Here is a 23,716-nt window from a genome sequence, read left to right as displayed (position 1 = left end):
CCAGTGAAGCACCCCGACGACGACCCGGAGCTGTTCGCCCGACTCGAAGCCGAGATGACCACCGACGACGGTTCGGCCGGCACGGTCGTCGACCTCGACAAGGCCCGATCCGCCCGCGCCGAAACCGCAGGTGAGCCCTCGACCGGTGCTGAGCCGATCGACCCGGAGACGGCCGTGATGGTCGACTCCCCGACCAAGGCCACCGGCCCCGGCTACCTGGGCCGCCTCATCAACGCCAAGCGCCGTGAAGTCGTCCCGATCTGGCTGCGCTCGATCGACGAGCTGAAGACCGCCACCACATGGGTGGCCGGCCACTACGCGCACGCGGCCGGGTATCACGCACTCCGTTCCCCGGTCTACGCCCTGCGCCTCGCCCTCCAGGCGCCCACCGGGGCCGCGAAGTTCATCGGCTCCACTATGCGATGGGTGGCCGACCGCGAGGGCGAGCCCGTCCGGCTGGCCGCGGTGCGCCGCGAGGACGCCGCCGAGTACCTGAAGCTGTCGCGGCAGCGCGACGGACGGGTGCGGCTGCGCACCCTGGTCACGGTCCTGGCGATGTTCGTCGGGCTCGGCACCGCGCTCGCCATGTACGTCCTCGCCCCCGGATGGCTTCAGGCCGTCTCGGTGTCCGCGCTGGTCATGGCGCTGGGCTTCAACGGCCGGCGCGCCGACGCCCCGGTCATCCACCGGGCGGTGGAGATGCCCAAGGCGACCAAGCTCACCTCGGACATCGTCCTCCGCGCCCTCGGCGCGCTCGGTATCCCCGCGATCAGTCAGGCGCAGGCCAAGGGGCGGGACGGGTTCGAGTTCACCGCCCCGATCACCCGCGACGGGCCCGGGTGGCGTGCGGAGGGCAACCTGCCCTTCGGCGTCACCGTCACCGACGTGATCGAGCGGCGCGAGAAGCTGGCTTCCGGTCTGCGTCGGCCGCTGGGCTGCGTGTGGCCCGAGGCGGTCGCCGATGAGCACACCGGGCGCCTGGTGCTGTGGGTCGGGGATCAGGACATGTCCAAGGCGAAGAAGCCCACGTGGCCGCTGCTGAAGTCCGGCACGGTCGACCTGTTCAAGCCCATCCCGTACGGCACGGACCAGCGGGGACGCTGGGTGGAACTCACCTTCATGTACATCGCGGGCCTGATCGGTGCCATCCCGCGTATGGGCAAGACGTTCCTGCTGCGGCTGTGGCTGCTGATCGCCGGCCTCGATCCGCGGGCAGAGTTGCACACGTACGACATGAAGGGCACCGGCGACCTCGACCCGGTCGGCAACGCCGTCTCCCACCGCCACGCCGCGGGCGACGACGACGAGACCATCCAGTACGTCCTGAACGACTTCCGCGCGCTGCGCGAGGAGCTGCGCCGGCGGACCAAGGTGATCCGGTCCCTGCCGCGGGACATCTGCCCGGAGTCCAAGGTGACCAGCGAACTCGCCTCCAAGCGCTCGTTGGGGCTGCACCCGATCGTCATCGGGGTGGATGAGTGCCAGGTCCTGTTCGAGCACCCCGAGCACGGCAAGGAGTTCGAGGAGCACGCCACCGACCTGGTCAAGCGCGGCCCGGCCACCGGGATGGTCCTGTTCCTGGCCACCCAGCGCCCGGACGCGAAGTCGCTGCCCACCGGTATCAGCGCGAACGCCTCACTGCGCGCGTGCCTGAAGGTCATGGGCCAGACCGAGAACGACATGGTGCTCGGCACGTCCTCGTACAAGCGCGGGGTGCGGGCGACGATGTTCGCCTGGGGGGACAAGGGCATCCACTACCTGATCGGTGAAGGCTCCGACGCCCGCATCGTCGGCGCCGTGTTCGTCGACGCCCCTGGCGCCGAGCGGATCGCCGCCCGCGCCCGCGCCGCCCGCGAGAAGGCCGGCCTGCTGTCCGGCTACGCGCTCGGTGAAGAGCCGGAGTTGGCCGTGAGCGCGTACGACCTGCTCGCCGACATCCTCGCCGTGGTCCCCGCCAAGGAGGCCAAGGTCTGGTCCGAGACGGTCGTCGCCAGGTTGGCCGAACTCCGGCCCGAGGTCTACGACGGTTGGGACCCGGACGCGCTCGCCGCGGCGCTGAAGCCGCACGGCATCACCACCATCCAGGTGGGCCGCCGCGTCAACGGCAAGGTCGTCAACCGGCGCGGCATCGACCGCTCCCACCTCACCACCGCGATTGCGGAGCGTGACGGAAAGCGGGACGCGTCCTGACCATCCGGGGCCGCTAGCGCTAGCGGCACACCCCGCTAACGTTAGCGGCCCCGCTAGCGCCCCAAACCGGCTCTGATCAGGCCGCTAGCGGATAGCGGCCCACCTGCGAAAACCCCTAGAAACCGCCTGGGAGGGCCCGCTATGAGCTCCACCCTGCTCGCTATCGCTCTCATCCTCGTCGTAACCCTCTGCTACATCGGAACGTGCGCCGCGGTCCCGTTCAAGGACTGCCCGCGCTGCCACGGCATGGGCCACGACATCAAGACCGACCGCAAAGGCAGGCAGAAGCGCGGCCACGACTGCCGCCACTGCAAGGCCACCGGCAAGCGCATCCGCTTCGGCCGCCACCTCTACAACCTCTGGCTCGGCGTCCACCGCGACGGCACCCGCTGAAGGGCGCCCTTCGGACCATGCCGCCGCACTCCCGGCGCCCTCACCCAACTTCCTTACGGAGACATCGACATGGCCGTGCACATCTCCCTGGTCCTGCTCTTCGGGCTGATCCTCGCCCTGCTCCTGCGCGCCAACAAGGGCTACGGCACCGCGATCGTGGCCGCGCTGTTCGGCTTCTACCTCGCCAGCACCGGCGCCGCCGGAACCATCGACAGCCTCATGGGCGCGCTCATCAGCGCCATCCCCAACACCTGACCCGAGAGGAGCAGGCCGTGAACGAGCCCACCACCTACCGCCCGGCCCCGACGGCCGGCATCGTCCACCACCCCGCCCCGATACCGGCCCCGCTGGCCCCCATCCAGAGCGGCCACGTCCCCGGCGTGGCATCCATCGTGCTCCCCGACGGTCGGGTGGTCACCGGCTACGCCATCGAGCCCGCCAAGCCGGAGCCCGTCGCCGTGAAGCCGCCCGTATCGCGGGCCGCGGTGAACATCGCGCTCGGCGGCGTCGGCTTCGCCGCGGTGTGCGGCGGCCTGCTGATGCTCACCACGTTCATCGCCGCACTCGCCGCGCTCATCCAGCAACTCATCATCCTCGCCGCGGTCATCTTCGGTGGCTTCATCGCCGTCCAGCTCGTCGCCGGATCGCGCGGCGGGACCACGGTCAACATCGGCAAAGCCGTCTTCAAGCGCAACAACTTCCACGGATGAGGCAACACACGGCATGCCGTGGCACCACTCAGTGACCTTGAGAGGAGACGTTGATGACTGCACCCTGCGGCACCGTTTCGGGCCGCACCTACAAGCGCACCCGGGTCCGCGGGTTCGCCGACTGGGCGCCCCGCCCCCACGTGCTGGACCTGGTCGACCGGGTTCGTCACGTTCTCGATGAGAACAGCGCGTTCCTGCCCATGACCGCCCGACAGGTCTTCTACCGGCTCGTGGGCGCGCACGGCTACGACAAGACGGAGCAGGCATACGCCCGCCTGCTGGAGACCCTGAACCGGGCCCGCCGAGCCCGCATGATCCCGATGCGCTCGATCCGGGACGACGGGGGCACCTCGATGGGCGCCGGCGGCTGGGACAGCCCCGAACAGTTCTGGCGCTCGGTCCGCCGCACCGCCGAGACCTACAGCCACGCGCTGGACGACGGCCAGCCGATCACGGTCGAACTGTGGGTAGAGGCCGCGGGCATGGTGCCCATGGTCGCCCGCGTCGCCCGCGAGTACGGCGTGAACACCTACAGCTCCGGCGGGTTCGACTCGGTCACCGTCAAGTACGACGCCGCCCAACGCATCTCCTGGCGCGAGACCCCCACCACGGTCCTGCACCTGGGGGACCACGACCCCAGCGGGTTATCGATCCTGGACTCGGCGGCCGCGGACATCACCGCGTTCATCGACGACATGGGCGGGCCCGCTCCCGTCTTCACCCGGCTTGCTGTGACACCCGAGCAGATCGCTCGCTACCGGCTCCCCTCCGCACCGCAGAAGGCCACCGACCGACGCGGCGAGCACATGCGGCACACCGTGCAGGCCGAAGCCATGAGCCCCACCGAACTCACCGCCGAAGTGCGCGCCGCCCTCGAAGCCGCCATCGACCTGACGGCACTGGACGCGGCCCGCGAGCAAGGGGAGCGCGAGCGCGCGCAGATCCTGCGCCACCTGCCCGACACCGACGACCTGTAGCTACGCCCGAGGCGGGCGCCGTCTCTTCCACAAGCCGCGCCCGCCCCGGGTTCTCGCATCCCTCCAAGAGAGCAGGTGCGTCCTGAGCACGAGAGAGCCCAGGGCGCACCTGCTCCAAACTCACGAGAGCGGGAAGCCGGCAAAGCCTTCCTTGGTCTGGGTCACGAGCGCGATGTCTTCCGCGGCCAGCAGTTCGCGCACGTCGTCGCTGGGAGGCTCAGGCAGCAAGACCGCGAGCCGCATCCCCTTGGGCACCTTCTTCGCCACGTGCCGGCGGTAATCGAGAAGCTGGCCGATCGCCATGCGCACCGCGTTACGCGTCGAGTTGCCCTTGGCCTCGTAGAGCACGTTGTCCGTCACGTCGTACAGGTCCGGCACGAGGGCACCCTTCTCGCCCTCGACGGTGATCTGAAAGCCCATAAACTGGTGGCCTTCCGCGGTCAGGAACGCTTCGAACGCCGTCACCAACTGGCCCTCACGGCGCACGACTTCGCGCTCCCCGCCGATGATGTTGGCGACGGTGGTAGCAGTCGAGTGCTTCTCCGTGTTCTTGGACTTCGCCCCCGGCTTCTTCGGCGTGGGAGCGGGCACGGCAGGCTTCGGACTGGCCGGCAACTCCACGATGTGATCCACCGTTGCCGCCGGCAGCGCGTCCTCGTCACGAAGGGCCCACTGGACTCCTTCCGCGGGGCGCAGCCGGAAGACGAAGACGCGGCGAATGACGCCGTCCTGGCCCGGGGCCCACCGCTCCTCGTAGGGGAGCACAGGGTCGACCACGCTCTGTCCCACGAACCACTGCTTCACCCCGCCCGGGGTGCCCTTCTTGCTCGCCGCGACGAACAGCATGACCGCACGGCCATCCGTGACGCTGTCCAACAGCGCCTTGTTGCCGTCCGTCATCTTCTGATCGCCCACTACGCCCTCACCGGTGTAGTGGAACAGCGGCCCGTGTTCGTCGTCCTCTGCGTGGCCGTCGAAGGTATAGCCGTACTTCACGCCCTGTGAGGGATCGGAGTACGCCAACACCGTCTCCCCGTTTGCCGGGGTCTGAATGCCTCCCTGGATCCCCCCACCGAACCGAGCCTTCATCTCGGTGCGGTTCGTGATCGTGCCCGGAGCAAGGTCATCAATCGCCATGCCGCGGAACCTATCCGGCACCACTGACAACAGCACTACCACCCCCAGAATGCGCCCGAGGCGGGCGCCGTCTCTTCCACAAGCCGCGCCCGCCCCGGGGTCTCCCATCCCTCCAAGAGAGCAGGAGAAACCCCAGCATGACCCATCCCGCCCTGATCCGGCGAGACCACCTCAGTACTGCCCTGCGCCTCGCGGCCGACGGCCTGCCCGTCCTGCCGCTACGCAAGGGCAAGGTGCCCTTCGCCAACTGCCCCGCCTGCCTGTACACCTCGTGCGGCGGACGCCCCCACATGAAGACCCCCGGCCCCTGCACCTGCCTCGCGCCGTGCCACGGCTGGGCCGCCGCCACCACCGACCCCTGGACCCTCAACTCCCCACTCTGGGCTGCTGCGTGGCGGGAGGCTGCTGGAGTCGCGTACTACCCGGGCGGCGCGGGCCTTACCGTCGTCGACCTCGACCATGACGACGCTGTCGCCTGGGCCCGCGACACACTGCCGGCCACCCGGACCGTGCGCACCACCCGCGGACAGCACTGGATCTACCAGGGCACCATGCCGTCCTCGAACGCCGTCCGCGACGGCGTCGACATCAAGTCGATGATGTCCTACGCCCGATGGCGCAGCCACGGCACCGGCACCCTCACCGCCCTGCCGCCCGTGGTGCGCGCGCTGACGGTCAAGGAGCCCGCGCCCGTTCAGCCAGTCGCGCACGCCTTCACTGGCTCCGTGCGGGGCGCTGAGGGTGCGTGCAGGCACCGTTCACCCGCGTTCCTGGAACGCGGCATCGCGATGGCCGTGGAGCGCATCAACGGGGCGTCCAGCGGCATCCACGCGGCCGTGTACGCCACGTTCTTGGCCGTGCTCTCCGTCCACGGTCGGTGCGGCTGCCTCACCGAGAACCACACAGCGCGGCTGTTCGCCGCCGCGCAGGCCAAGGGCGAGACGCCGCGGCACTGCGCCGACGCGTGGAACAACGCCCGCAACCGCTTGGGGATGTAGCCATGTCCGACGACGACAAGACCCCCGCACGAGAGGTCATCGCCGACTACGCGCAAGAGCACTTCCGCTACTTCCGCACCGCCGACGGCACCGTCTACGCGCAGAAGAACGGTCACCCCGTCGCCCGCCCGATCCGCTCCCAGGGCACCTCCGGGAGCCACCGGCAAGAACTCATGGTCGGGCTGTTCAACGACGGGCTCGGCGTGTTCAACGGCACCGCCCTGAAGGAGGCGCTGGACTTGATCGAAGCACTCGCCCTCACCGAGGACACCCAGAACGTGCACATCCGCGTCGCCCCCGGCTTCGACGGCGCGACCTGGCTGGACCTGGGCCGCAACGACGGCCAGTCAGTACGTATCCACGCCACCGGCTGGGACATCGTCACCCCCGACCCTCAGGAAGTGTGCTGGCGCCGCACCCAACTCACCGGGGAACTGCCCCTTCCCGTGAAGAACACCGACGGCAAGGGCATCGACCTGCTCCTTCGGCTGTGCAACTTCGCCAACGCAGAGACCGAGTGCCTGGCCCTCGCCTGGCTGATCGGATGCCTCGGACCGTCCGTGCCCGTCCCCGCCCCGTTCCTCACCGGCCCCCAGGGCGCCGGCAAGTCCACCGGCGGGCGCATGCTGGTGCGGATCATCGAGGGCATGAGCGGCGACCTGCGCCGAGCTCCGAAGGACGAAGAGAACCTGATCGCGGCCGTCGCCGCGGGATGGGTCACCGCGCTGGACAACCTCTCCCACCTCACCCCGGATCTGTCGGACGCGATGTGTTGCATCGTCACCGGCGCCGAGAACATCAAGCGTGCCCTCTACACCGACGGCGACGTGGTCCGTGCCCGCTACCGGCGCCCGTTGCTGATGACAGGTATCGACGTGGGTGTCATCCGGCCCGACCTTGCCGAACGGCTCCTTCCGCTGCGCTTGGAGCGGCCCAAGGTGCGGCGCACCGAGGCGGAGCTGTGGACGGAGTACGAGGAGATCCTGCCGGTCGTGCTCGGCTCGCTCCTGGACCTCACGGTGCAGGTCCGCGCCGCCGATGCCGAGATCCCGACCGATCTGCGCATGGCCGACTTCGCGCACCTGTGCGCGCAGCTCGATGCGGCCACTGGCTTGGGTGCACTCACGGCCTACCGTGCCAGCCTGGACGACCTGAACGACGACGTGATCGAGGGCGACCTGCTCGCGCAGACCGTCCTTCAGCACGCTGCGAACATCGCCCCAGGCACGGAGGAACGGATGTCCTCTGCCGAGTGGCTGTACGCCCTCACACGGCTCTACAGCGGCGAGGACTGCCGTCCCCTGCCCAAGGGCTGGCCGACCACCGGCAAGGTCCTCTCCGACCGCCTGAAGCGACTTCAGCCGACCCTCGGGGCCCGCGGCGTCCTCATCGACTGGGGGCGCACCAACGCGGCCCGCTACATCGAGATGGCCCGCCAGGCAGCACCGCCCGAGGTTCAGCAAGGGCAGTTGCTCTGACCTGCGGGCCACGCGACCGAACGCAACTGCAAGAGGAGCACCACGCGCCACGCGGGCGGTGCTCCTCTTGCAGTTCGGCGGCTCACCGCCGCGTGATGGTCGCGCCGCGCAGCGGCTCCTTCTTCACGTTCTAAGGAACCGCGCACCACAACAGACACCCCCACCTCTTTTTTTCCTAAGGAAAGAGATCCTGCGTCACCTGCGTCACCCGGACCCTGAAAACGGCCGGTGACCTGCGGCAACAGCGGTGACGCAGACGGCGAAAGGCTGCGTCACCCCGCGTCACCTGCGTCACGGATGACGCGGGCCTGCGTCACCGGTGACGTACCCCCGCACCCTCTGCGTCACGCAAAGACGCAGGCCAACAGGCATGCGTGACGCGGATGACGCAGTGACGCAGAAATCCCAACCTCGGACACACGCAGCCACACGCCCGAAGTCTCGAAGGAGCCGACCGTGGCACGCCGCCAGACCCCCAGCATCACAGTTCTGCCGTACCTGACCGAGACGGAGGAGCGAGCTATGAACGACGCCCCCAGCACCGCAACGGAGGACATCGACGACCCGACACTGATCCTGCTCACCGTTGAGGAAGCTGCGAGGCGACTGAGCATCGGCCGTACGTACTGCTTCCGACTGCTCGCCATGGGGGAGCTGGACTCGGTCACGCTCGGTCGGGCGAGGCGCGTGCCCGCGGACGCCGTAGTCGAGTTCGCGCACAAGCTGCGGGCAAGGCAGTGCTGCGGTGCCGCGACCTCTGAGCCGAAGGGCCTCGCCGCGTGACTGATGACAAGAAGAGGGGCACGCGACGCGCCAACGGCGAATCGGCCATCTACCTAGGCAAGGACGGCCGTTGGCACGCCCGGGTGCCGATGGGCTACAAGGACAACGGGGAGCCGTACCGCAGGCACCTGACGCGCCCGACCCGCAAGGAACTGGTCGAAGAGGTGCGGCGCTTGGAAAAGCAGCGCGACGAAGGATCGGCTCGGCAGCCCGGGAAGCCGTGGACCGTCGAGAAGTGGCTTCAGCACTGGGTCGAGAACATCGCCAAGCCAGTCGTCAGCGAGAACACGTACGACGGTTACGAGGTGGCGGTTCGCGTGCACCTCGTTCCCGGGATCGGCAAGCACCGCATCGACCGGTTGGAGCCCGAGCACCTGGAGGCTCTCTACCGACGGATGCAGAAGAGCGGGAGTAAGGCGGGCACGGCCCACCAGGCTCACCGGACGGCGCGGACTGCGCTCGGTGAGGCGGTGCGGCGCGGTCACGCGACCAAGAACGCGGCTGCTCTCGCCAAGCCGCCACGGATGGAGGAGGAAGAAGAGGAGGTTGAGCCCTACTCCGTGGAAGAGGTCCAGAGCCTGCTATTGGAAGTCAACAAGCGTCGGAACAGCGCTCGTTGGATGCTTGCGCTCGCTCTCGGTCTGCGCCAAGGGGAGACACTCGGCCTGCGCTGGTCGGACGTTGATTTGGAGAACGAGTACCTGAAGCTGCGACGGAACCGTCTCCGCCCGAAGTACGAACACGGGTGTGGCGAGGCAGCGCCGTGCGGCCGGAAAGCGGGGTACTGCCCTGACCGCGTTCAGGTGCGGCGTGAGACCAAGAACACCAAGTCCAAGGCGGGGCGTCGCGCGGTGCCGCTGCCGGGCCCGCTGGTCGTGATGTTGCGCTCGCATGGCGAAGAGCAGGCGCGGGAGCGCAAAGAGGCCGGCAACTTGTGGACCGAGTCGGAGTACGTGTTCACCAAGCTGCTGGGTGGGCCCCTGAGCCCGAACACGGACTATCACGACTGGAAGCGGCTGCTGGAAGACGCAGGGGTCCGGGACGGGCGACTTCATGACGCCCGGCACACAGCGGGCACGGTGCTCATGCTGCTCGGGGTTCCGGACCGGGTTATCGATCAGATCATGGGGTGGGAGCCGGGTGGTGCCGCGCGGATGAGGGCCCGGTACCTCCACGTGCCTGACCACCTTCTCAAGGAGGTCGCCCGGAAGATCGGGGCAGCGATCTGGGGAGCCCCGGAAACGGGCCCTGTGGACAAAGACCAGGACAACGAGGGCTGAGTGAACAACGAAGGGCCCCACCGGCATCCGGTGGGGCCCTTCGTTTTGCCTGTTCAGGCAGTGCGGAGGATACGAGATTCGAACTCGTGAGGGGTTGCCCCCAACACGCTTTCCAAGCGTGCGCCCTAGGCCTCTAGGCGAATCCTCCGCGGCAAACAATACAAGACGTTGAGGAGTGCTCGCGAACCCGTTCCCGCCGGTCGCCCCCGTCGCCCTCCCGTCGCCCCCTCCGTCGTCCGGACCCGTCGCTGCCACCCGGCCGGAGCATGTACTCTGGGCGCAGCCCCTCACGTGGCGCTATCTGACTGAACTCCCCCAGGGCCGGAAGGCAGCAAGGGTAGGTTGGCTCTGGCGGGTGCGTGGGGGGCGTCTGCGTTCCCGGGGCGGTCGGGGCCGGTTGTCAGTGGGCGCCTATAACCTCGTACATGTGTCGTCTCTCGCGCTGTACCGCCGTTATCGCCCGGAGTCGTTCGCCGAGGTCATCGGGCAGGAGCATGTAACCGACCCGTTGCAGCAGGCGCTGCGGAACAACCGGGTCAATCACGCGTACCTGTTCAGTGGTCCGCGCGGCTGCGGCAAGACGACCAGCGCGCGCATCCTCGCCCGTTGTCTGAACTGCGAGCAGGGCCCCACGCCGACGCCGTGCGGCACCTGTCAGTCCTGCCTGGACCTCGCGCGCAACGGGCCGGGTTCGATCGACGTCATCGAGATCGACGCCGCTTCGCACGGTGGTGTGGACGACGCCCGTGATCTGCGGGAGAAGGCCTTCTTCGGCCCGGCGAGCAGCCGGTACAAGATCTACATCATCGACGAGGCCCACATGGTCACGCCGGCGGGGTTCAACGCGCTGCTGAAGGTCGTCGAGGAACCGCCGGAGCACCTCAAGTTCATCTTCGCGACCACCGAGCCCGAGAAGGTCATCGGGACGATCCGGTCGCGTACGCATCACTATCCGTTCCGGCTCGTGCCGCCGGGCACCCTGCGCGACTACCTGGGCGAGGTGTGCGGCAAGGAGGAGATCCCCGTCGAGGACGGGGTGCTGCCGCTCGTCGTGCGGGCCGGCGCGGGCTCCGTGCGTGACTCCATGTCCGTCATGGACCAGCTCCTCGCGGGCGCCGCCGAGGACGGTGTGACGTACGCCATGGCGACGGGGCTGCTCGGATACACGGACGGTTCGCTGCTGGACTCCATGACCGAGGCCTTCGCCACCGGCGACGGGGCCGCCGCCTTCGAGGTCGTGGAGCGGGTCATCGAGGGGGGCAACGACCCGCGTCGGTTCGTCGCCGACCTGCTGGAGCGGCTGCGGGACCTGGTGATCCTGGCCGCGGTTCCGGACGCGGCGGAGAAGGGGCTCATCGACGCCCCCGCCGATGTCGTCGAGCGGATGCAGGCGCAGGCGAGCACGTTCGGCGCCGCCGAGCTCAGCCGCGCCGCCGACCTCGTCAACGAAGGCCTGACCGAGATGCGCGGGGCCAACGCGCCGCGGCTCCAGCTCGAGCTGATCTGCGCGCGCGTGCTGCTGCCCGCCGCGTACGACGACGCGCGTTCCGTGATGGCCCGCCTCGACCGCATCGAGCGCGGCGGCGTCTTCACCCCGGGCGGTCAGGGCCCCGGTCCCGCGATGGCCTACGTTCCCGGGCCCGATGCCCACGCGCCCATGCCGCCCGCACCGTCCGCACCGTCCGCACCCGTGGCCCCGGTCCCGCCCGGCGGCGGACCGGCGGCGGCCCGTGCGGCAGTGCGCGGTACCGCTCCCGACGCCCCGGCCCCGGCTCCCGCACCCGCGGCCCCCGCACCCGCCCCGACCTCGGAAGCCGCACCACCGGCCCCGCCCGCCCCGGTCGCACCCCCGGCTGCCGCACCCCCCGCTGCCGCACCTCCCGCCGCGGCCCCCGGCGCCTGGCCCACCGCCGCCCCCGCGGGCGGCGGAGGCGGCGCGCGCCGGCCCGGCGGCTGGCCCACCGCCGCGGCCGCCGGTTCCGGCCAGCCGCCCGCCCCGGCGGCGGCCCCCGCGCCCACCGCCCCGGCTCCGTCGCAGCCCGCTCCCGCCGCCCCGGCTCCGGCCGCGGCGCCCGCCGGCGGCCCGGACCCCCGCATGCTCTGGCCGAACATCCTGGAGGCGGTCAAGAACAAGCGCCGCTTCACCTGGATCCTGCTCAGTCAGAACGCGCAGGTGACGGGCTTCGACGGCACGACCCTCCAGCTCGGTTTCGTGAACGCGGGCGCCCGGGACAACTTCGTGAGCAGCGGCAGCGAGGACGTACTGAAGGCGGCCCTGACCGAGCAGTTCGGCGTGCAGTGGAAGGTCGACGCGGTGGTCGACGCCGGGGGCGGCCCCCCGGCACCGCCCGCGCCCGGCGGCTACGGCGGCGGCTACACCCCGCCCCCGGCCCCGGCTCCGGCTCCGACCCCGGCACCCGCGCCTCCCGCGGCGGCATCCGCCCCGGCGCCCGCCCCCGCCCCCGCGCCCACTCCGGCCCCGGCGCCCGCCCCCGCCCGTCAGCCGGTCTCCGCCGAGGACGACGTCCCGGAGGACGACGACCCGGACCTCGACGAGAACGCGCTGTCCGGACAGGACCTGTTCGTCCGCGAACTGGGCGCGACCGTGGTCGAGGAATTCATCAACGAGTAGTGGCGCACCCCGCCCTGGAGAAACCCACAAACCACGGTCCGCTCCCCGTTGGGAAGCCCGTACAAGAGCACACCGCCCGGACGGATAGGCTGACGGGCGTGAAGGTCCTCGTCATCGGCGGCGGCGCCCGCGAACACGCCCTGTGCCGCTCTCTGTCCCTCGACCCCGCCGTCTCCGCCCTGCACTGCGCTCCTGGCAACGCAGGCATCGCCGAGGTCGCCGAGCTGCACGCCGTCGACGCCCTCGACGGCACCGCGGTCACCACCCTCGCCCAGAAGCTGGAGGCCGACCTCGTCGTCTTGGGCCCCGAGGCTCCCCTGGTCGCCGGTGTCGCCGACGCCGTCCGCGGCGAGGGCATCCCCGTGTTCGGCCCGTCCGGCGAGGCCGCGCAGCTGGAGGGCTCGAAGGCGTTCGCCAAGGACGTGATGGCGGGAGCCGGGGTGCCGACCGCCCGGTCCTACGTGTGCACGACCCCGGCGGAGGTCGACGAGGCGCTCGACGCGTTCGGCGCACCGTACGTCGTCAAGGACGACGGCCTCGCCGCCGGCAAGGGCGTCGTCGTCACCGACGACATCGAGAAGGCCCGCGCCCACGCGAACGCCTGCGAGCGCGTCGTCATCGAGGAGTTCCTCGACGGCCCCGAGGTCTCGCTCTTCGCGATCACCGACGGCACGACGGTCGTCCCGCTCCAGCCCGCCCAGGACTTCAAGCGCGCGCTCGACAACGACGAGGGCCCCAACACCGGTGGCATGGGCGCCTATTCGCCGCTGCCGTGGGCCGACCCGAAGCTGGTCCAGGAAGTCCTCGACACGGTCCTGCAGCCGACCGTCGACGAGATGAAGAAGCGCGGCACCCCCTTCTCCGGCCTGCTCTACGCCGGTCTCGCGATCACCAGCCGCGGCGTCCGCGTCATCGAGTTCAACGCCCGCTTCGGCGACCCCGAGACCCAGGTCGTGCTCGCCCGGCTGCGCACCCCGCTGGCCGGTGTCCTGCTCGCCTCCGCGAACGGCACGCTCGCCGACCTGGAGCCGCTGCGCTGGAGCGACGACGCGGCCGTCACCGTCGTCATCGCCTCCCACAACTACCCGGACACCCCGCGCACCGGTGACCCGATCACCGGGCTCGACGCGGTGGCCGCACAGGATGCCCCGAACGCGTACGTCCTGCACGCCGGGACGAAGCGGGACGGCGACAACGGGCCGGTCCTCAGCGCGGGCGGCCGGGTGCTGTCCGTCACGGCGACCGGCGCCGGTCTCGCGCAGGCCCGCGAGCGCGCGTACACCGCGCTGGCCCGCATCGGCCTCGACGGATCCCAGCACCGCACGGACATCGCCGCGAAGGCCGCCGCCGAAAGCTGACCGCCACGGACGGTCGCTGATGATCTCCGACCGCCACGGACGGTCGCGGCCGCCGGGACAGGCCCGGACGCACCAGGCTCGGACAAGGGGCCGGACGGATGACACCCTCTCCCGTCCGGCCCCTGATGTCAGCCACCTTTGCCCAAAGCCATTCCATCGAGTGACCGATGGCCCATCCGGCTGACGATGCCCCGACTCCCAACTAGGGTGCGGCGCACGGAGTTCCGGCACTCGCGAAGCGGAACCACCGCCCGTCGGGACCGGAAAGAACCAGACGGACCACCGGCATTGCGATGTCGGTGGCGGGTGCCACAGTGGGGGAGTGAGCAACGCCACCAGTGTTCTGCCGCGGGTTCCGGCCCGTGGCCGGACAAGAGGCACAGGCAGCAGGGGGTGACATCGATCGTGTCCGGTATGGGTGCGGAAGCGGGTGCGCAGGCAGCGCGCTCCCGGGCCGTCGCCGTGCTGCGCATCCGCGGCAGGGCGACGGCGCTGGCGCTGCTGCCCGCGGCCGCGTCGGTGATCCTGCTCGCGGGCGGCGCCACCGGCCGGCTGACGGGCCGGGGCTGGGACATCGCGCGGGTGGCCGTGTCCGTCCTCGCGGTGCTCGTGCTGCTCGCCGCGGTGGCCGTCGCGCTGGTCGTGGCGCGGGCCAGGCCCGCCGTCAGCCCGACCGTCCCGATCGCCGAGCACACCGCCCCCGATCTGTACCGCCTGGTGCGTGACCTGGCCGACCGCCTCGAGGTCCCGGCGCCCTCGGCGATAGCCCTCACGCCGGACTGCGACAGCTGGCTCGAGGACCGTACGCATCCGGCCCACGGCCCGCCGCGTCCGCCGAAGGACGACAGCGCGAAGGCCCCGGTCGCACCGGTCCTGGTCATCGGCTCCCCGTTCCTGTGGTGGATGCGGGTCGCCGAGCTGCGGGCCGTCCTCGCCCCGGTCGTCGCCGGTACGGGCCCCTCCGCCCACCCCGACATAGCCGCGGCCCGGCGCTTCGTGCGGGGCCTGGACGCGGCCGTCGCGGTCGCCGCGGCACCCGGGCGCGGCCCGCTGGCCCGGATCGTCCTCAGCGGCGTCGGCCGGGTCGCGCGGCTGATGCTGAGCGGCTGCCGGGTGCACGCCGCCGAGATGGAGCGCGGCGTCGCCGCCGCCGGCGCCGAGCGCGCACAGGCTGTGGACTACGGCCTGCGGATCGTCGCCCAGGAGCAGGTCGGACTCGCGTACGCGGGCTGGGACCGGCTGCTCACCCGGGTCGCGCTGCCCGCCTGGCGCATGGGCCGCTGGCCGTCCCGCCTGGACGCGGGCGTGGTCGCCGCCCTCACCGAGCTGTCCCGCCGCGACCGGCTCGCGGAGGGCTTCGCCTCCCGGCTCGGCGAGCGCCCCGCCTGCGACCTCCTCGAAGAGCCCGGCACCGTGGACGAGGCCGCCTCCCTGCTCGCCGCCCGCCTCTTCCACGGCGGCCCCGCCGAACCGGGCCCCGACTGGGCGCCGGTGGACTGGCAGGAGTACCCGGACGAGGTCGTGGACCGCAAATGGCGCATCGACGCCGCCCGTCTGCACCGGGTCCTGGACACCCTGGGCGTGCACAGCACCCGCCCCGCCGCCTCCGCACCGGAGGGCCCGACCCTGGCGCGGGTCCTCGACCACCTCGCGGCGGACCCCGGGACGCTGCCGGAGGAGCCCGCGCCGGCCCTCACCGAGGTCTCCCCGGAGACGTACACCGACGCCGAGCTCGACGCCCTGCTCGCGCCCACGCCGCGCCCCGAGGTCGACTCCCTCTCCGCCGGTCTCAGCACCGAGCTGGCCCGCGAGGAGAGCGCGCGCCCCGAGGCGCCCGCGCCCACCGGCCAGAGCCCGGACGGCGCGCTGTGGGACGAGGGCGCGCTGCCCCTCTTTCCGCTGCAACCGCCTCGCAGCGGAAGGGAGTTGCTGGCCGATCACGTCACCGCGATGGTGTGCTGCGCCGCCGTGGACACGGCCGGTGCGACCCCGGGTCTCGACTGGCTCGACGGGCCCGCGCTGCTCGTCGACGGGGAGCGCGCCGGGGACCTCGCGCCGCGCGTGCTGAGCCTGGTCGAGGACGGTGACCCGGAGCCCCTCAAGGGCTGGCTGGCCCGTCTCGGCATCCGCCCCGAGAAGCCCGTACGCCTCGTGTGACCCGTCGGCGCGCGATGCGCGCGCACCGGAGGGAGTTGTTCCAGTCTCGTCAATTCGCGACGAACGGTGACGGAGTGCGTGCGTAATGTGATGTGCTGGGACCGGTCGCGGAGCAACTCCGCGCACGAGGGCTCGGGGGAGCGAGGGAGGGGAGCAGCCATGGGGCCGGACAGGGCGGGGCACCCGGACGAAGCGGCACGGCAGAGCGCCGCGTCGCCACCTCGCGCGCGCACCCCCCGCTGGGAGTCCGGCGCGATGGCCCACGCGGTGTCCGATCCGTTCGGGCAGGGCCCGCTGCCCTGGCTGCGCGGCAGCGAGCACTACTTCGACGACACCGGCCAGGTCGTCCCCTGGTACGTGGACCACGCCCCGCAGCCCGGCGCCAGCAACATTCCGGCGCCCCGCACCAGCGGCCCGCGGACCGCCGACGACGTGCACCGCCAGATCAAGGGCTTCACCTCGACCGGCGCGGCCGCGCCCGGCGAGGCGATCGACTTCCACGTCACGGTCGACCCGCCGCAGCAGTTCACCGTGGACGTCTACCGCATCGGCCACTACGGCGGCGACGGCGCCCGCAAGATCACCACGAGCCCGCGCCTGTCCGGCATCGTGCAGCCCGCCCCGCTGACCGCCGACCGCACGGTCTCCTGCCACCACTGGTGGTTGTCATGGCGCCTGCAGATCCCGTCGCACTGGAGCACGGGCGCGTACGTGGCCGTCCTCACCACCCTCGACGGCTACCGCTCGCACGTCCCCTTCACGGTCCGCGACACCCAGCCCGCCGACCTGCTCCTGCTGCTCCCGGACATCACCTGGCAGGCGTACAACCTCTACCCGGAGGACGGCCGCACCGGCGCCAGCCTCTACCACGCCTGGGACGAGGAGGGCCGGCTGCTCGGCGAGAGCGAGGCCGCGATCACGGTGTCCTTCGACCGTCCGTACGCGGGCGCGGGCCTGCCCCTGCACGTCGGTCACGCGTACGACTTCATCCGCTGGGCCGAGCGCTACGGCTACGACATCGCGTACGCCGACACCCGTGACCTGCACGCGGGCCGCATCGACCCGACGCGTTACCGGGGCCTCGTCTTCCCGGGCCACGACGAGTACTGGTCGGCGAACATGCGCCGGACCGCCGAGGCGGCCCGCGAGCACGGCACGTCCCTCGTCTTCCTCTCCGCCAACACCATGTACTGGCAGGTGGAGTTGGGCCCGTCGCCGTCCGGTGTCCCGGACCGGCTCCTCACCTGCCGCAAGCGCAGAGGCCCTGGCCGGGCGGCCCTGTGGCGGGAGATCGACAAGCCGGAGCAGCAGCTCATGGGCATCCAGTACGCGGGCCGCGTCCCCGAGCCGCACCCGCTGGTCGTGCGGAACGCGGACCACTGGCTGTGGGAGGCGACCGGCGCGCACGAGGGCGACGAGATCGAGGGCCTGGTCGCGGGCGAGGCCGACCGCTACTTCCCGCGTACCGCGCTGCCCGAGCACCAGGACCGCATCCTGCTGGCCCATTCGCCGTACCACGACAGCGACAGGACCCGCCGCCACCAGGAGACGTCCCTGTACCGGGCACCGTCGGGCGCGCTGGTCTTCGCGTCCGGAACGTTCGCATGGTCCCCGGCCCTGGACCGGCCGGGCCACGTCGACCCCCGTATCCAGCGGGCGACGGCCAATCTCCTCGACCGCATCTGCAAACGAGACTGAGGCCACGGCCCGCCCCCGAGCCCCCGGTGGGACCCGTGGCCGGAACGCGTCCCCATGTACGGGAGAATCAGAGGCACTCGTACAGAACCACGGGGAGGAACCGTGTCCGGATTCGTCGAAAAGCCCGAGCCAGTACAGGTCCCGGGCCTGGTGCATCTCCACACCGGCAAGGTGCGGGAGCTGTACCAGAACGACGCCGGCGACCTGATCATGGTCGCCAGTGACCGCATGTCGGCGTACGACTGGGTCCTGCCCACGCCCATCACGGACAAGGGCCGGGTCCTCACCCAGCTCTCGCTGTGGTGGTTCGAGCAGCTCGCCGACCTCATGCCGAACCATGTCGTGTCCACGGACCTGCCGGCGGGCGCCCCCGCCGACTGGGCGGGCCGCACCCTCGTCTGCAAGTCCCTGGAGATGGTGCCGGTCGAGTGCGTGGCCCGCGGCTACCTCACCGGCTCCGGTCTGCTCGAGTACAACGACTCGCGGACGGTCTGCGGCCTCGCCCTGCCCGAGGGCCTGGAGGACGGCTCGGAGCTCCCCGCGCCGATCTTCACGCCCGCCACGAAGGCCGCGGTCGGCGAGCACGACGAGAACGTCAGCTACGAGGAGGTGGCCCGCCAGGTCGGCGCGGAGACGGCCACGCAGCTGCGCCAGGCGACCCTCGCCGTCTACAGCCGGGCCCGGGACATCGCGCGGGAGCGCGGCATCATCCTGGCGGACACCAAGTTCGAGTTCGGCTTCGACAAGGACGGCACGCTGGTCCTCGCCGACGAGGTGCTCACCCCGGACTCCTCGCGCTTCTGGCCGGCCGACCAGTGGCAGCCGGGCCGCGCGCAGCCCAGCTACGACAAGCAGTTCGTGCGGAACTGGCTGACCTCGCCGGCCTCCGGCTGGGACCGTGCGAGCGAGCAGCCGCCGCCGGCCCTGCCCGACGAGGTCGTCGCCGCGACGCGCGCCAAGTACATCGAGGCGTACGAGCTGCTGACCGGCCAGAGCTGGTCATGAGAGAAGGCCCCCGGTCAGTGACCGGGGGCCTTCTTCACCGAGCGAACGACGAGGTTCGAACTCGCGACCTCAACCTTGGCAAGGTTGCGCTCTACCAACTGAGCTACGTTCGCAAAGCATCACCTGAGTGGTGCTCCGTGCGCCGAAGCGCGACGCCTACTATACCCAACCTCGCTCGCGTGCGATCCGCACCGCGGCGTGACGGTTCTCGGCACCGAGCTTCGAGACGGCCGACGACAGGTAGTTCCGCACGGTCCCCTGGGAGAGCGCGGCCCGCTCGGCGATCTCCGTGACGGGCGCCCCGTCGGCGGCGAGTTCGAGCACCTCGGCCTCGCGCGCGGTCAGCGGCGAGTCCCCCGAGGAGATCGCGTCGGCCGCCAACTCCGGGTCCACATAACGGTTTCCGGCATGGACGGTCCGGATGATCTCGGCGAGCCGCTGCGCGCTCACGGTCTTCGGCACGAAGCCGCGCACCCCGGCGGCGAGGGCCCGCTTCAGATGTCCCGGGCGGCCGTGGCTGGTCACGATCATGGTCCGGCAGCCGGGCAGTTCCGCGCGCAGCGTTGTGGCCACGCTCACACCGTCGGCGCCCGGCATCTGCAGATCGAGCACGGCGACGTCGGGGCGGTGCGCCCGCGCCATGGCGAGCGCCTCGGGCCCGCTCGCGGCCTCGGCGACGACGACCAGGTCGTCCTCCAGCGCGAGCAGGGCGGCGAGGGCGCCGCGGATGAGGTGCTCGTCGTCGGCGAGCAGGACGCGCAGGGTCATCGGACGGCCTCCGCGGCCGGGGCGGCTTTCCCTGACGCCGTGGCGTTCAGCGGCACGGCCGCCACGACGCGGAACCGGCTGCCTTCCGCCGCCGCCTCCAGGGTCCCGCCCACCGCGTCCAGCCGCTCCCGCAGCCCGGCGAGCCCCGAGCCGCGCCCGCTCACCGGTCCCGCGCCGGCCGCGACCCCGTCGTTCTCCACCGTCAGCACCACGCCCTCCGCATCCTGGACCAGCCGTACCGAACACGCCTCGGCGTTCCCGTGCCGCAGCACGTTCGTCGTGGCCTCACGCACCACCCAGCCGAGCGCCGACTGCACCTCGGCCGGCAGCCCGGCCGCCGAACCGGTCACCGTGCAGTCGATCCCGGCGGCGCTCAACACGCCGCGTGCACCCGCGAGTTCGGCGCCCAGGTCGGCCTCGCGGTATCCGCGTACGACCTCCCGGACCTCCTTCTGCGACTGCTGCGCGATGCGCTGCACCTCGATCATCTGCGTCACGGCGTCCTCGGTGCGGCCGCGCCGGGCCAGCTGCACCGCCAGCTCGCTCTTGAGGGCGACGACGGACAGATTGCGGCCCATGACGTCGTGCAGGTCCCGTCCGAACCGCAGCCGCTCCTCGGCGACGGCGAGCCGGGACTCGACCTCGCGGGCCCGCTCGGACTCCCACATGACGGAGAGGTTCCAGCCGCTGCACCGGTAGGACCCCAGGCTGATCGCGGCGGCCAGGACCAGCAGCAGGCCGACCGCCACGAGCGCGGCGCTCGTGGGCCGGACGGCCGCCGCGACGGCGACGCCGGCCACGACACCGACGGCCGCGCGCCGCACGAACGTCCGCACCGGCACCATCAGCGTGTACGCACCGGCGAACGGCATCGGCGCGAACAACAGCGGCATGGCGACGAGGCCGTCCTTCACGCTGTCGGTGACCGCCAGGGCGGCGATGAGGCCGAGGGCGGCGACGGCCAGCGCACCGGCCGTGACCGTCATCCACCGGGGCACCGTCCCCCGCCCCAGGTACTGGTCGAGGGCGGCGCGCATGTGCCGGTCGGCGACCAGGCACTGCGCCACGTTCACGACGACGAGCGCGAGGCCGAGGAGGTACGCGGTCCGGTCGCCGCGCAGGCTCCCCGCGAGCCCCGTGCCCGACCAGGCCACGAAGAACAGCCAGTTGACCGCGCGCAGCGAGAACACGGTCTGCCACTCGACCCGCTCGATCTTGCTGCGATCCCGCCACCGCACCCGGCCCACCGGAAGCCCTCCTGTCAGCGCCGCGGTTCCCACCGGAACCATCGCCGTACAGCAAACACCGCGACCGCGATCCAGGCCACCGCGATGACCAGCGCCTGCACCGTGTCCCCGGCGGACAGACTCCCGTCCCATCCGCCGCGGACCAGGGTGAGCGTCGACGTCAGCGGCAGCGCCTTGCACACGGTGGCCAGCGCGTCCGGCATGGACTGCAGCGGGACGACGGCGCCCGAGCCGAGCATCGAGACGATCAGCATCGGCATCGCGGCGACCTGCGCGCTCTCCACGCTGCGGCTGAAGACCGTGGTGACCGCGGCCAGCGCCACGCACAGCGGGATGCCGAGGAGGACGCCGAGCACGGCCAGCTGGGGCGCCTGCGGGGCCCCGGTGTCCAGCACGAACGTGACCGCGACGGCCAGTACGACGCACTGCAGCAGCCCGATCGCGACGGACGGCAGCGCGGCCCCCGCGAGGATCTCGCCGTCGCGCAGCTCGCCGGTGCGCAGCCGCTTGAGGACCAGTTCCTCGCGCCGCGACGCGTAGACGCTGACCAGGGCGCTGTACACGGCGAACAGCAGCGAGAAGCAGATCGCCGACGACAGCACGACGGGGCCGAGGCTCAGCCCCTGCTCCTTCAGGTCGACCTGCTTCATGGACGCGCTGAGGCTGAACGGCAGCACGAGCGGCACGAACAGGGCCGTGAACAGCACGCCCTTGCTGCGCCCGAGCAGCGTCAGCTCGGCCCGGGCGAGCGACGTCAGCCGCCCGGCGGGGGTGGTCGTCATCGTCACGGTGCTCATACCGCCATCTCCTTCTCCCGCTGGTCGGCCGTGCCCTTGGCGTCCCGTGCGATGCGCAGGAACGCCTCCTCCAGGGAGGCCCCTCGTACGTCGAGCCGGCGCAGTTCCACGCCCGCGTCCCGCGCCCAGACCAGGAGCCCGGTCGCCGCCTGCTGGAGGGCGTCGGTGCGCAGCTTGACGGTGCGCCCGGTGACCTCGTGCCCGGTGACGCCGAGCGCGTCGAGCGGCGGCAGATCGCCCACGAAGTAGCCCTCGGGGAGTTCGAAGGAGATGTGCGAGGGCTGCGCGGCGACGACGTCGGCGACGCGGCCCTCGGCGGCGATCCGTCCCTCGTGCATGATCGCGAGCCGGTCGGCGAGCCCTTCGGCCTCTTCGAGGTAGTGCGTGGTCAGCAGCACGGTCGTGCCCTCGGCACGCAGCCGCCGCACCAACTCCCAGGTGGCCTGGCGTCCTTCGGCGTCGAGACCGGTGGTCGGCTCGTCGAGGAACAGCACCTCGGGCCGGCCGAGCAGCGCGAGCGCGAGGTCGAGCCTGCGCTTCTCGCCGCCGGACAGTTGCTTGACGCGCACCTTCCCGCGGGCGGCGAGCCCGACCATCTCCAGCGCCTCGTCCAGGGGCCGTGCGCCGCTGGTGCAGCCGGCCCACATCCGCGCGGTCTCGGCGACGGTCAGCTCCGAGGGGAAGCCGCCCTCCTGGAGCATCACGCCGATCCGCGGCCGCACCCGGTCCCGCTCGGTGTACGGGTCGTGTCCGAGCACCCGCACCTGCCCCCCGGCAGGTGCGGCGAGTCCTTCGAGGAGCTCGACGGTGGAGGTCTTTCCGGCGCCGTTGGTGCCGAGGAGTGCGAAGAGTTCGCCGCGGTCCACGGAGAAGGAGACTCCGCGCACCGCCTCGAAGGAACCCCTTGTCCCGTCCCCGTACACGCGGCGCAGATCAGTGACGTCGATCACGCGCTCGTTGTTGGTCATGCCTCAAGCCTTCCGGCCGCGCGGCCCGGTCGGCAGTGCGCGCTGTCATCGACGTACATGACAAATGTCAGAAGGCGGCCCGACACGCGGGAAGCCCCGGATCCTGGTGGATCCGGGGCTTCCCGAACTGGAGCGAACGACGAGGTTCGAACTCGCGACCTCAACCTTGGCAAGGTTGCGCTCTACCAACTGAGCTACGTTCGCATTGCCTCCGACCAGCTCTCACTGATCGGCGCGAGCATCAGCCTACCGCACCCGGATGGGTGATCGGTACGCGATGCGGAGCGGGTGACAGGAATTGCACACTGCGCCTTCCCCCTGGAAGGGGGATGTTCTACTACTGAACTACACCCGCATGTACTCCGTGAGGTGCGGCTCTTTCGGCCTTGCCCCTCGGCGTGCTCCAGACTCTAGCCGACCGCTGGGGGTGCAACGCAAGTCGGTTCTCCCGAGGGGCTCCTGACGGAGGGTGCCGCGGACTCAGTTGGCCTCGGCGAACGCCTCGTAGACCCGCTTCGGGATCCGGCCGCGCGGCGGCACGTCGAAGTCGTTCGAGCGGGCCCAGGCGCGCACGGCCGCCGGGTCCGGGCTGAGGTCGGTGTGCTTGAAGGCCTTGCCGGTCCGGCTGGACCGCTTGCGGCCCGCCTGCAGGTACGGGGCCAGGGCCTTGCGGAGCTTTTTCGCATTGGCTGGATTGAGGTCGATCTCGTACGACCTGCCGTCGAGACCGAAGACGACCGTTTCCGCCGCTTCTCCGCCGTCGATGTCGTCGAAGAGGGTGACCACGACACGCTGCGCCACGAATATCGGTCCCTTCGTCCAGCACCCCGCTTTGACGTGCGGTGATGCCGACTGTCCAGCTGTTGTCGGGCAAAGGTCGGGCATTGTCCCGGCCCGAGTTCAGGCCGGTTGCCTGTATCTGCCAATTCCTTTTTACCCTGCCCGGCATTGTGCTGGGAAGACCAGTTAAAAACCTCCGCGTGTCCGCCGGGTCTCTTATCCGGAGTCTTTCCCTTAATTTTCCGTGCGGATCTGATGTCGTTGCCGTAACGTGATCCGGCTCTCGTAGCTTCCTACTGTCTACGCGAGTAGAAGATTTGGGCAGGTACGCTGAACGGACCTGCTCAGCACCACACACCG

20 protein-coding genes, 4 tRNA genes and 1 other RNA gene are annotated in these 23,716 nt (G+C 71.1%); 15 read left to right on the top strand and 10 right to left on the bottom strand.

What is annotated here, in order from left to right:
- Positions 1-3 precede the first annotated feature (3 nt).
- The 5 genes from ACVHNB_RS39920 to ACVHNB_RS39900 all read left to right on the top strand — a co-directional run bounded on the left by ACVHNB_RS39920 (position 4) and on the right by ACVHNB_RS39900 (position 4,270).
- Positions 4-2,190: a cell division protein FtsK gene (locus ACVHNB_RS39920; RefSeq protein WP_456227047.1), complete on the top strand. Its 2,187-nt coding sequence runs from the start codon at positions 4-6 to the stop codon at positions 2,188-2,190.
- Positions 2,191-2,331: 141 nt separating this feature from the next.
- Positions 2,332-2,583: a hypothetical protein gene (locus tag ACVHNB_RS39915; RefSeq protein ID WP_456227046.1), complete on the top strand. Its 252-nt coding sequence runs from the start codon at positions 2,332-2,334 to the stop codon at positions 2,581-2,583.
- A 69-nt stretch (positions 2,584-2,652) separates the two neighbouring features.
- On the top strand, positions 2,653-2,838 hold the full coding sequence (locus ACVHNB_RS39910; protein WP_456227045.1) for a hypothetical protein: 186 nt from the start codon (positions 2,653-2,655) through the stop codon (positions 2,836-2,838).
- Positions 2,839-2,855: 17 nt separating this feature from the next.
- Complete coding sequence (locus ACVHNB_RS39905; RefSeq protein WP_456227044.1) at positions 2,856-3,293, top strand: hypothetical protein; 438 nt, start codon at positions 2,856-2,858, stop codon at positions 3,291-3,293.
- A 53-nt stretch (positions 3,294-3,346) separates the two neighbouring features.
- Entirely contained in the window at positions 3,347-4,270 is a 924-nt protein-coding gene (locus ACVHNB_RS39900) for a hypothetical protein (protein WP_456227043.1), read from the top strand.
- 120 nt (positions 4,271-4,390) lie between these two features.
- Here ACVHNB_RS39900 and ACVHNB_RS39895 read toward each other — a convergent pair whose 3' ends face one another.
- Positions 4,391-5,407, bottom strand: coding sequence for a hypothetical protein (locus tag ACVHNB_RS39895; RefSeq protein WP_456227042.1), 1,017 nt, complete (start codon positions 5,405-5,407; stop codon positions 4,391-4,393).
- Positions 5,408-5,544: 137 nt separating this feature from the next.
- Here ACVHNB_RS39895 and ACVHNB_RS39890 point away from each other — a divergent pair, with 137 nt between their 5' ends.
- The 4 genes from ACVHNB_RS39890 (at position 5,545) to ACVHNB_RS39875 (ending at position 9,946) form a co-directional block, all read left to right on the top strand.
- Positions 5,545-6,405: a bifunctional DNA primase/polymerase gene (locus tag ACVHNB_RS39890; protein WP_456227041.1), complete on the top strand. Its 861-nt coding sequence runs from the start codon at positions 5,545-5,547 to the stop codon at positions 6,403-6,405.
- Between the two features lie 2 nt (positions 6,406-6,407).
- Positions 6,408-7,883: an ATP-binding protein gene (locus tag ACVHNB_RS39885; protein WP_456227040.1), complete on the top strand. Its 1,476-nt coding sequence runs from the start codon at positions 6,408-6,410 to the stop codon at positions 7,881-7,883.
- Positions 7,884-8,405: 522 nt separating this feature from the next.
- Positions 8,406-8,666: an excisionase family DNA-binding protein gene (locus tag ACVHNB_RS39880; protein ID WP_456227039.1), complete on the top strand. Its 261-nt coding sequence runs from the start codon at positions 8,406-8,408 to the stop codon at positions 8,664-8,666.
- The gene (locus ACVHNB_RS39875; protein ID WP_456227038.1) at positions 8,663-9,946 is read left to right on the top strand and encodes a tyrosine-type recombinase/integrase; all 1,284 of its coding nucleotides are present in this window, start codon (positions 8,663-8,665) and stop codon (positions 9,944-9,946) included. The genes ACVHNB_RS39880 and ACVHNB_RS39875 overlap by 4 nt, the downstream gene beginning before the upstream one ends.
- A 63-nt stretch (positions 9,947-10,009) precedes the next feature.
- On the opposite strand, the gene ACVHNB_RS39870 is transcribed toward ACVHNB_RS39875, so the two are convergent.
- Positions 10,010-10,094: transfer RNA gene (locus tag ACVHNB_RS39870), tRNA-Ser, on the bottom strand.
- Between the two features lie 131 nt (positions 10,095-10,225).
- Here ACVHNB_RS39870 and ffs point away from each other — a divergent pair.
- The 6 genes from ffs (at position 10,226) to ACVHNB_RS39840 (ending at position 18,796) form a co-directional block, all read left to right on the top strand.
- Positions 10,226-10,320: signal recognition particle sRNA small type (gene ffs, locus ACVHNB_RS39865), an RNA gene on the top strand.
- Between the two features lie 53 nt (positions 10,321-10,373).
- The gene (locus ACVHNB_RS39860; protein ID WP_456227037.1) at positions 10,374-12,578 is read left to right on the top strand and encodes a DNA polymerase III subunit gamma and tau; all 2,205 of its coding nucleotides are present in this window, start codon (positions 10,374-10,376) and stop codon (positions 12,576-12,578) included.
- Positions 12,579-12,676: 98 nt separating this feature from the next.
- Positions 12,677-13,936, top strand: coding sequence for a phosphoribosylamine--glycine ligase (purD, locus tag ACVHNB_RS39855; RefSeq protein ID WP_456227036.1), 1,260 nt, complete (start codon positions 12,677-12,679; stop codon positions 13,934-13,936).
- Between the two features lie 414 nt (positions 13,937-14,350).
- Positions 14,351-16,093, top strand: a complete 1,743-nt coding sequence (locus tag ACVHNB_RS39850; RefSeq protein WP_456227035.1) for a hypothetical protein — start codon at positions 14,351-14,353, stop codon at positions 16,091-16,093.
- A gap of 255 nt (positions 16,094-16,348) precedes the next feature.
- A complete protein-coding gene (locus ACVHNB_RS39845) occupies positions 16,349-17,791 on the top strand; it encodes a N,N-dimethylformamidase beta subunit family domain-containing protein (protein ID WP_428957620.1) in 1,443 nt (480 codons plus the stop codon).
- A gap of 102 nt (positions 17,792-17,893) precedes the next feature.
- Entirely contained in the window at positions 17,894-18,796 is a 903-nt protein-coding gene (locus ACVHNB_RS39840; RefSeq protein WP_428953703.1) for a phosphoribosylaminoimidazolesuccinocarboxamide synthase, read from the top strand.
- Positions 18,797-18,836: 40 nt separating this feature from the next.
- Here ACVHNB_RS39840 and ACVHNB_RS39835 read toward each other — a convergent pair.
- The 8 genes from ACVHNB_RS39835 to ACVHNB_RS39800 form a co-directional block, all read right to left on the bottom strand.
- Positions 18,837-18,909: transfer RNA gene (locus ACVHNB_RS39835), tRNA-Gly, on the bottom strand.
- 46 nt (positions 18,910-18,955) lie between these two features.
- Complete coding sequence (locus ACVHNB_RS39830) at positions 18,956-19,564, bottom strand: response regulator (RefSeq protein WP_428953704.1); 609 nt, start codon at positions 19,562-19,564, stop codon at positions 18,956-18,958.
- Positions 19,561-20,811, bottom strand: coding sequence for a sensor histidine kinase (locus tag ACVHNB_RS39825; RefSeq protein WP_456227034.1), 1,251 nt, complete (start codon positions 20,809-20,811; stop codon positions 19,561-19,563). Before ACVHNB_RS39825 ends, ACVHNB_RS39830 begins: the two co-directional genes overlap by 4 nt.
- 14 nt (positions 20,812-20,825) lie before the next feature.
- Complete coding sequence (locus ACVHNB_RS39820; protein ID WP_428953706.1) at positions 20,826-21,608, bottom strand: ABC transporter permease; 783 nt, start codon at positions 21,606-21,608, stop codon at positions 20,826-20,828.
- Entirely contained in the window at positions 21,605-22,576 is a 972-nt protein-coding gene (locus ACVHNB_RS39815; RefSeq protein WP_456227033.1) for an ABC transporter ATP-binding protein, read from the bottom strand. Before ACVHNB_RS39815 ends, ACVHNB_RS39820 begins: the two co-directional genes overlap by 4 nt.
- 128 nt (positions 22,577-22,704) lie before the next feature.
- Positions 22,705-22,780, bottom strand: a tRNA-Gly gene (locus ACVHNB_RS39810).
- Positions 22,781-22,859: 79 nt separating this feature from the next.
- Positions 22,860-22,931, bottom strand: a tRNA-Gly gene (locus ACVHNB_RS39805).
- A gap of 125 nt (positions 22,932-23,056) precedes the next feature.
- The gene (locus ACVHNB_RS39800) at positions 23,057-23,377 is read right to left on the bottom strand and encodes a histone-like nucleoid-structuring protein Lsr2 (RefSeq protein ID WP_428953708.1); all 321 of its coding nucleotides are present in this window, start codon (positions 23,375-23,377) and stop codon (positions 23,057-23,059) included.
- Positions 23,378-23,716 lie beyond the last annotated feature (339 nt).

The organism is Streptomyces sp. YJ-C3, assembly GCF_053891275.1.
This window is presented reverse-complemented; position numbering and strand designations above follow the sequence as displayed.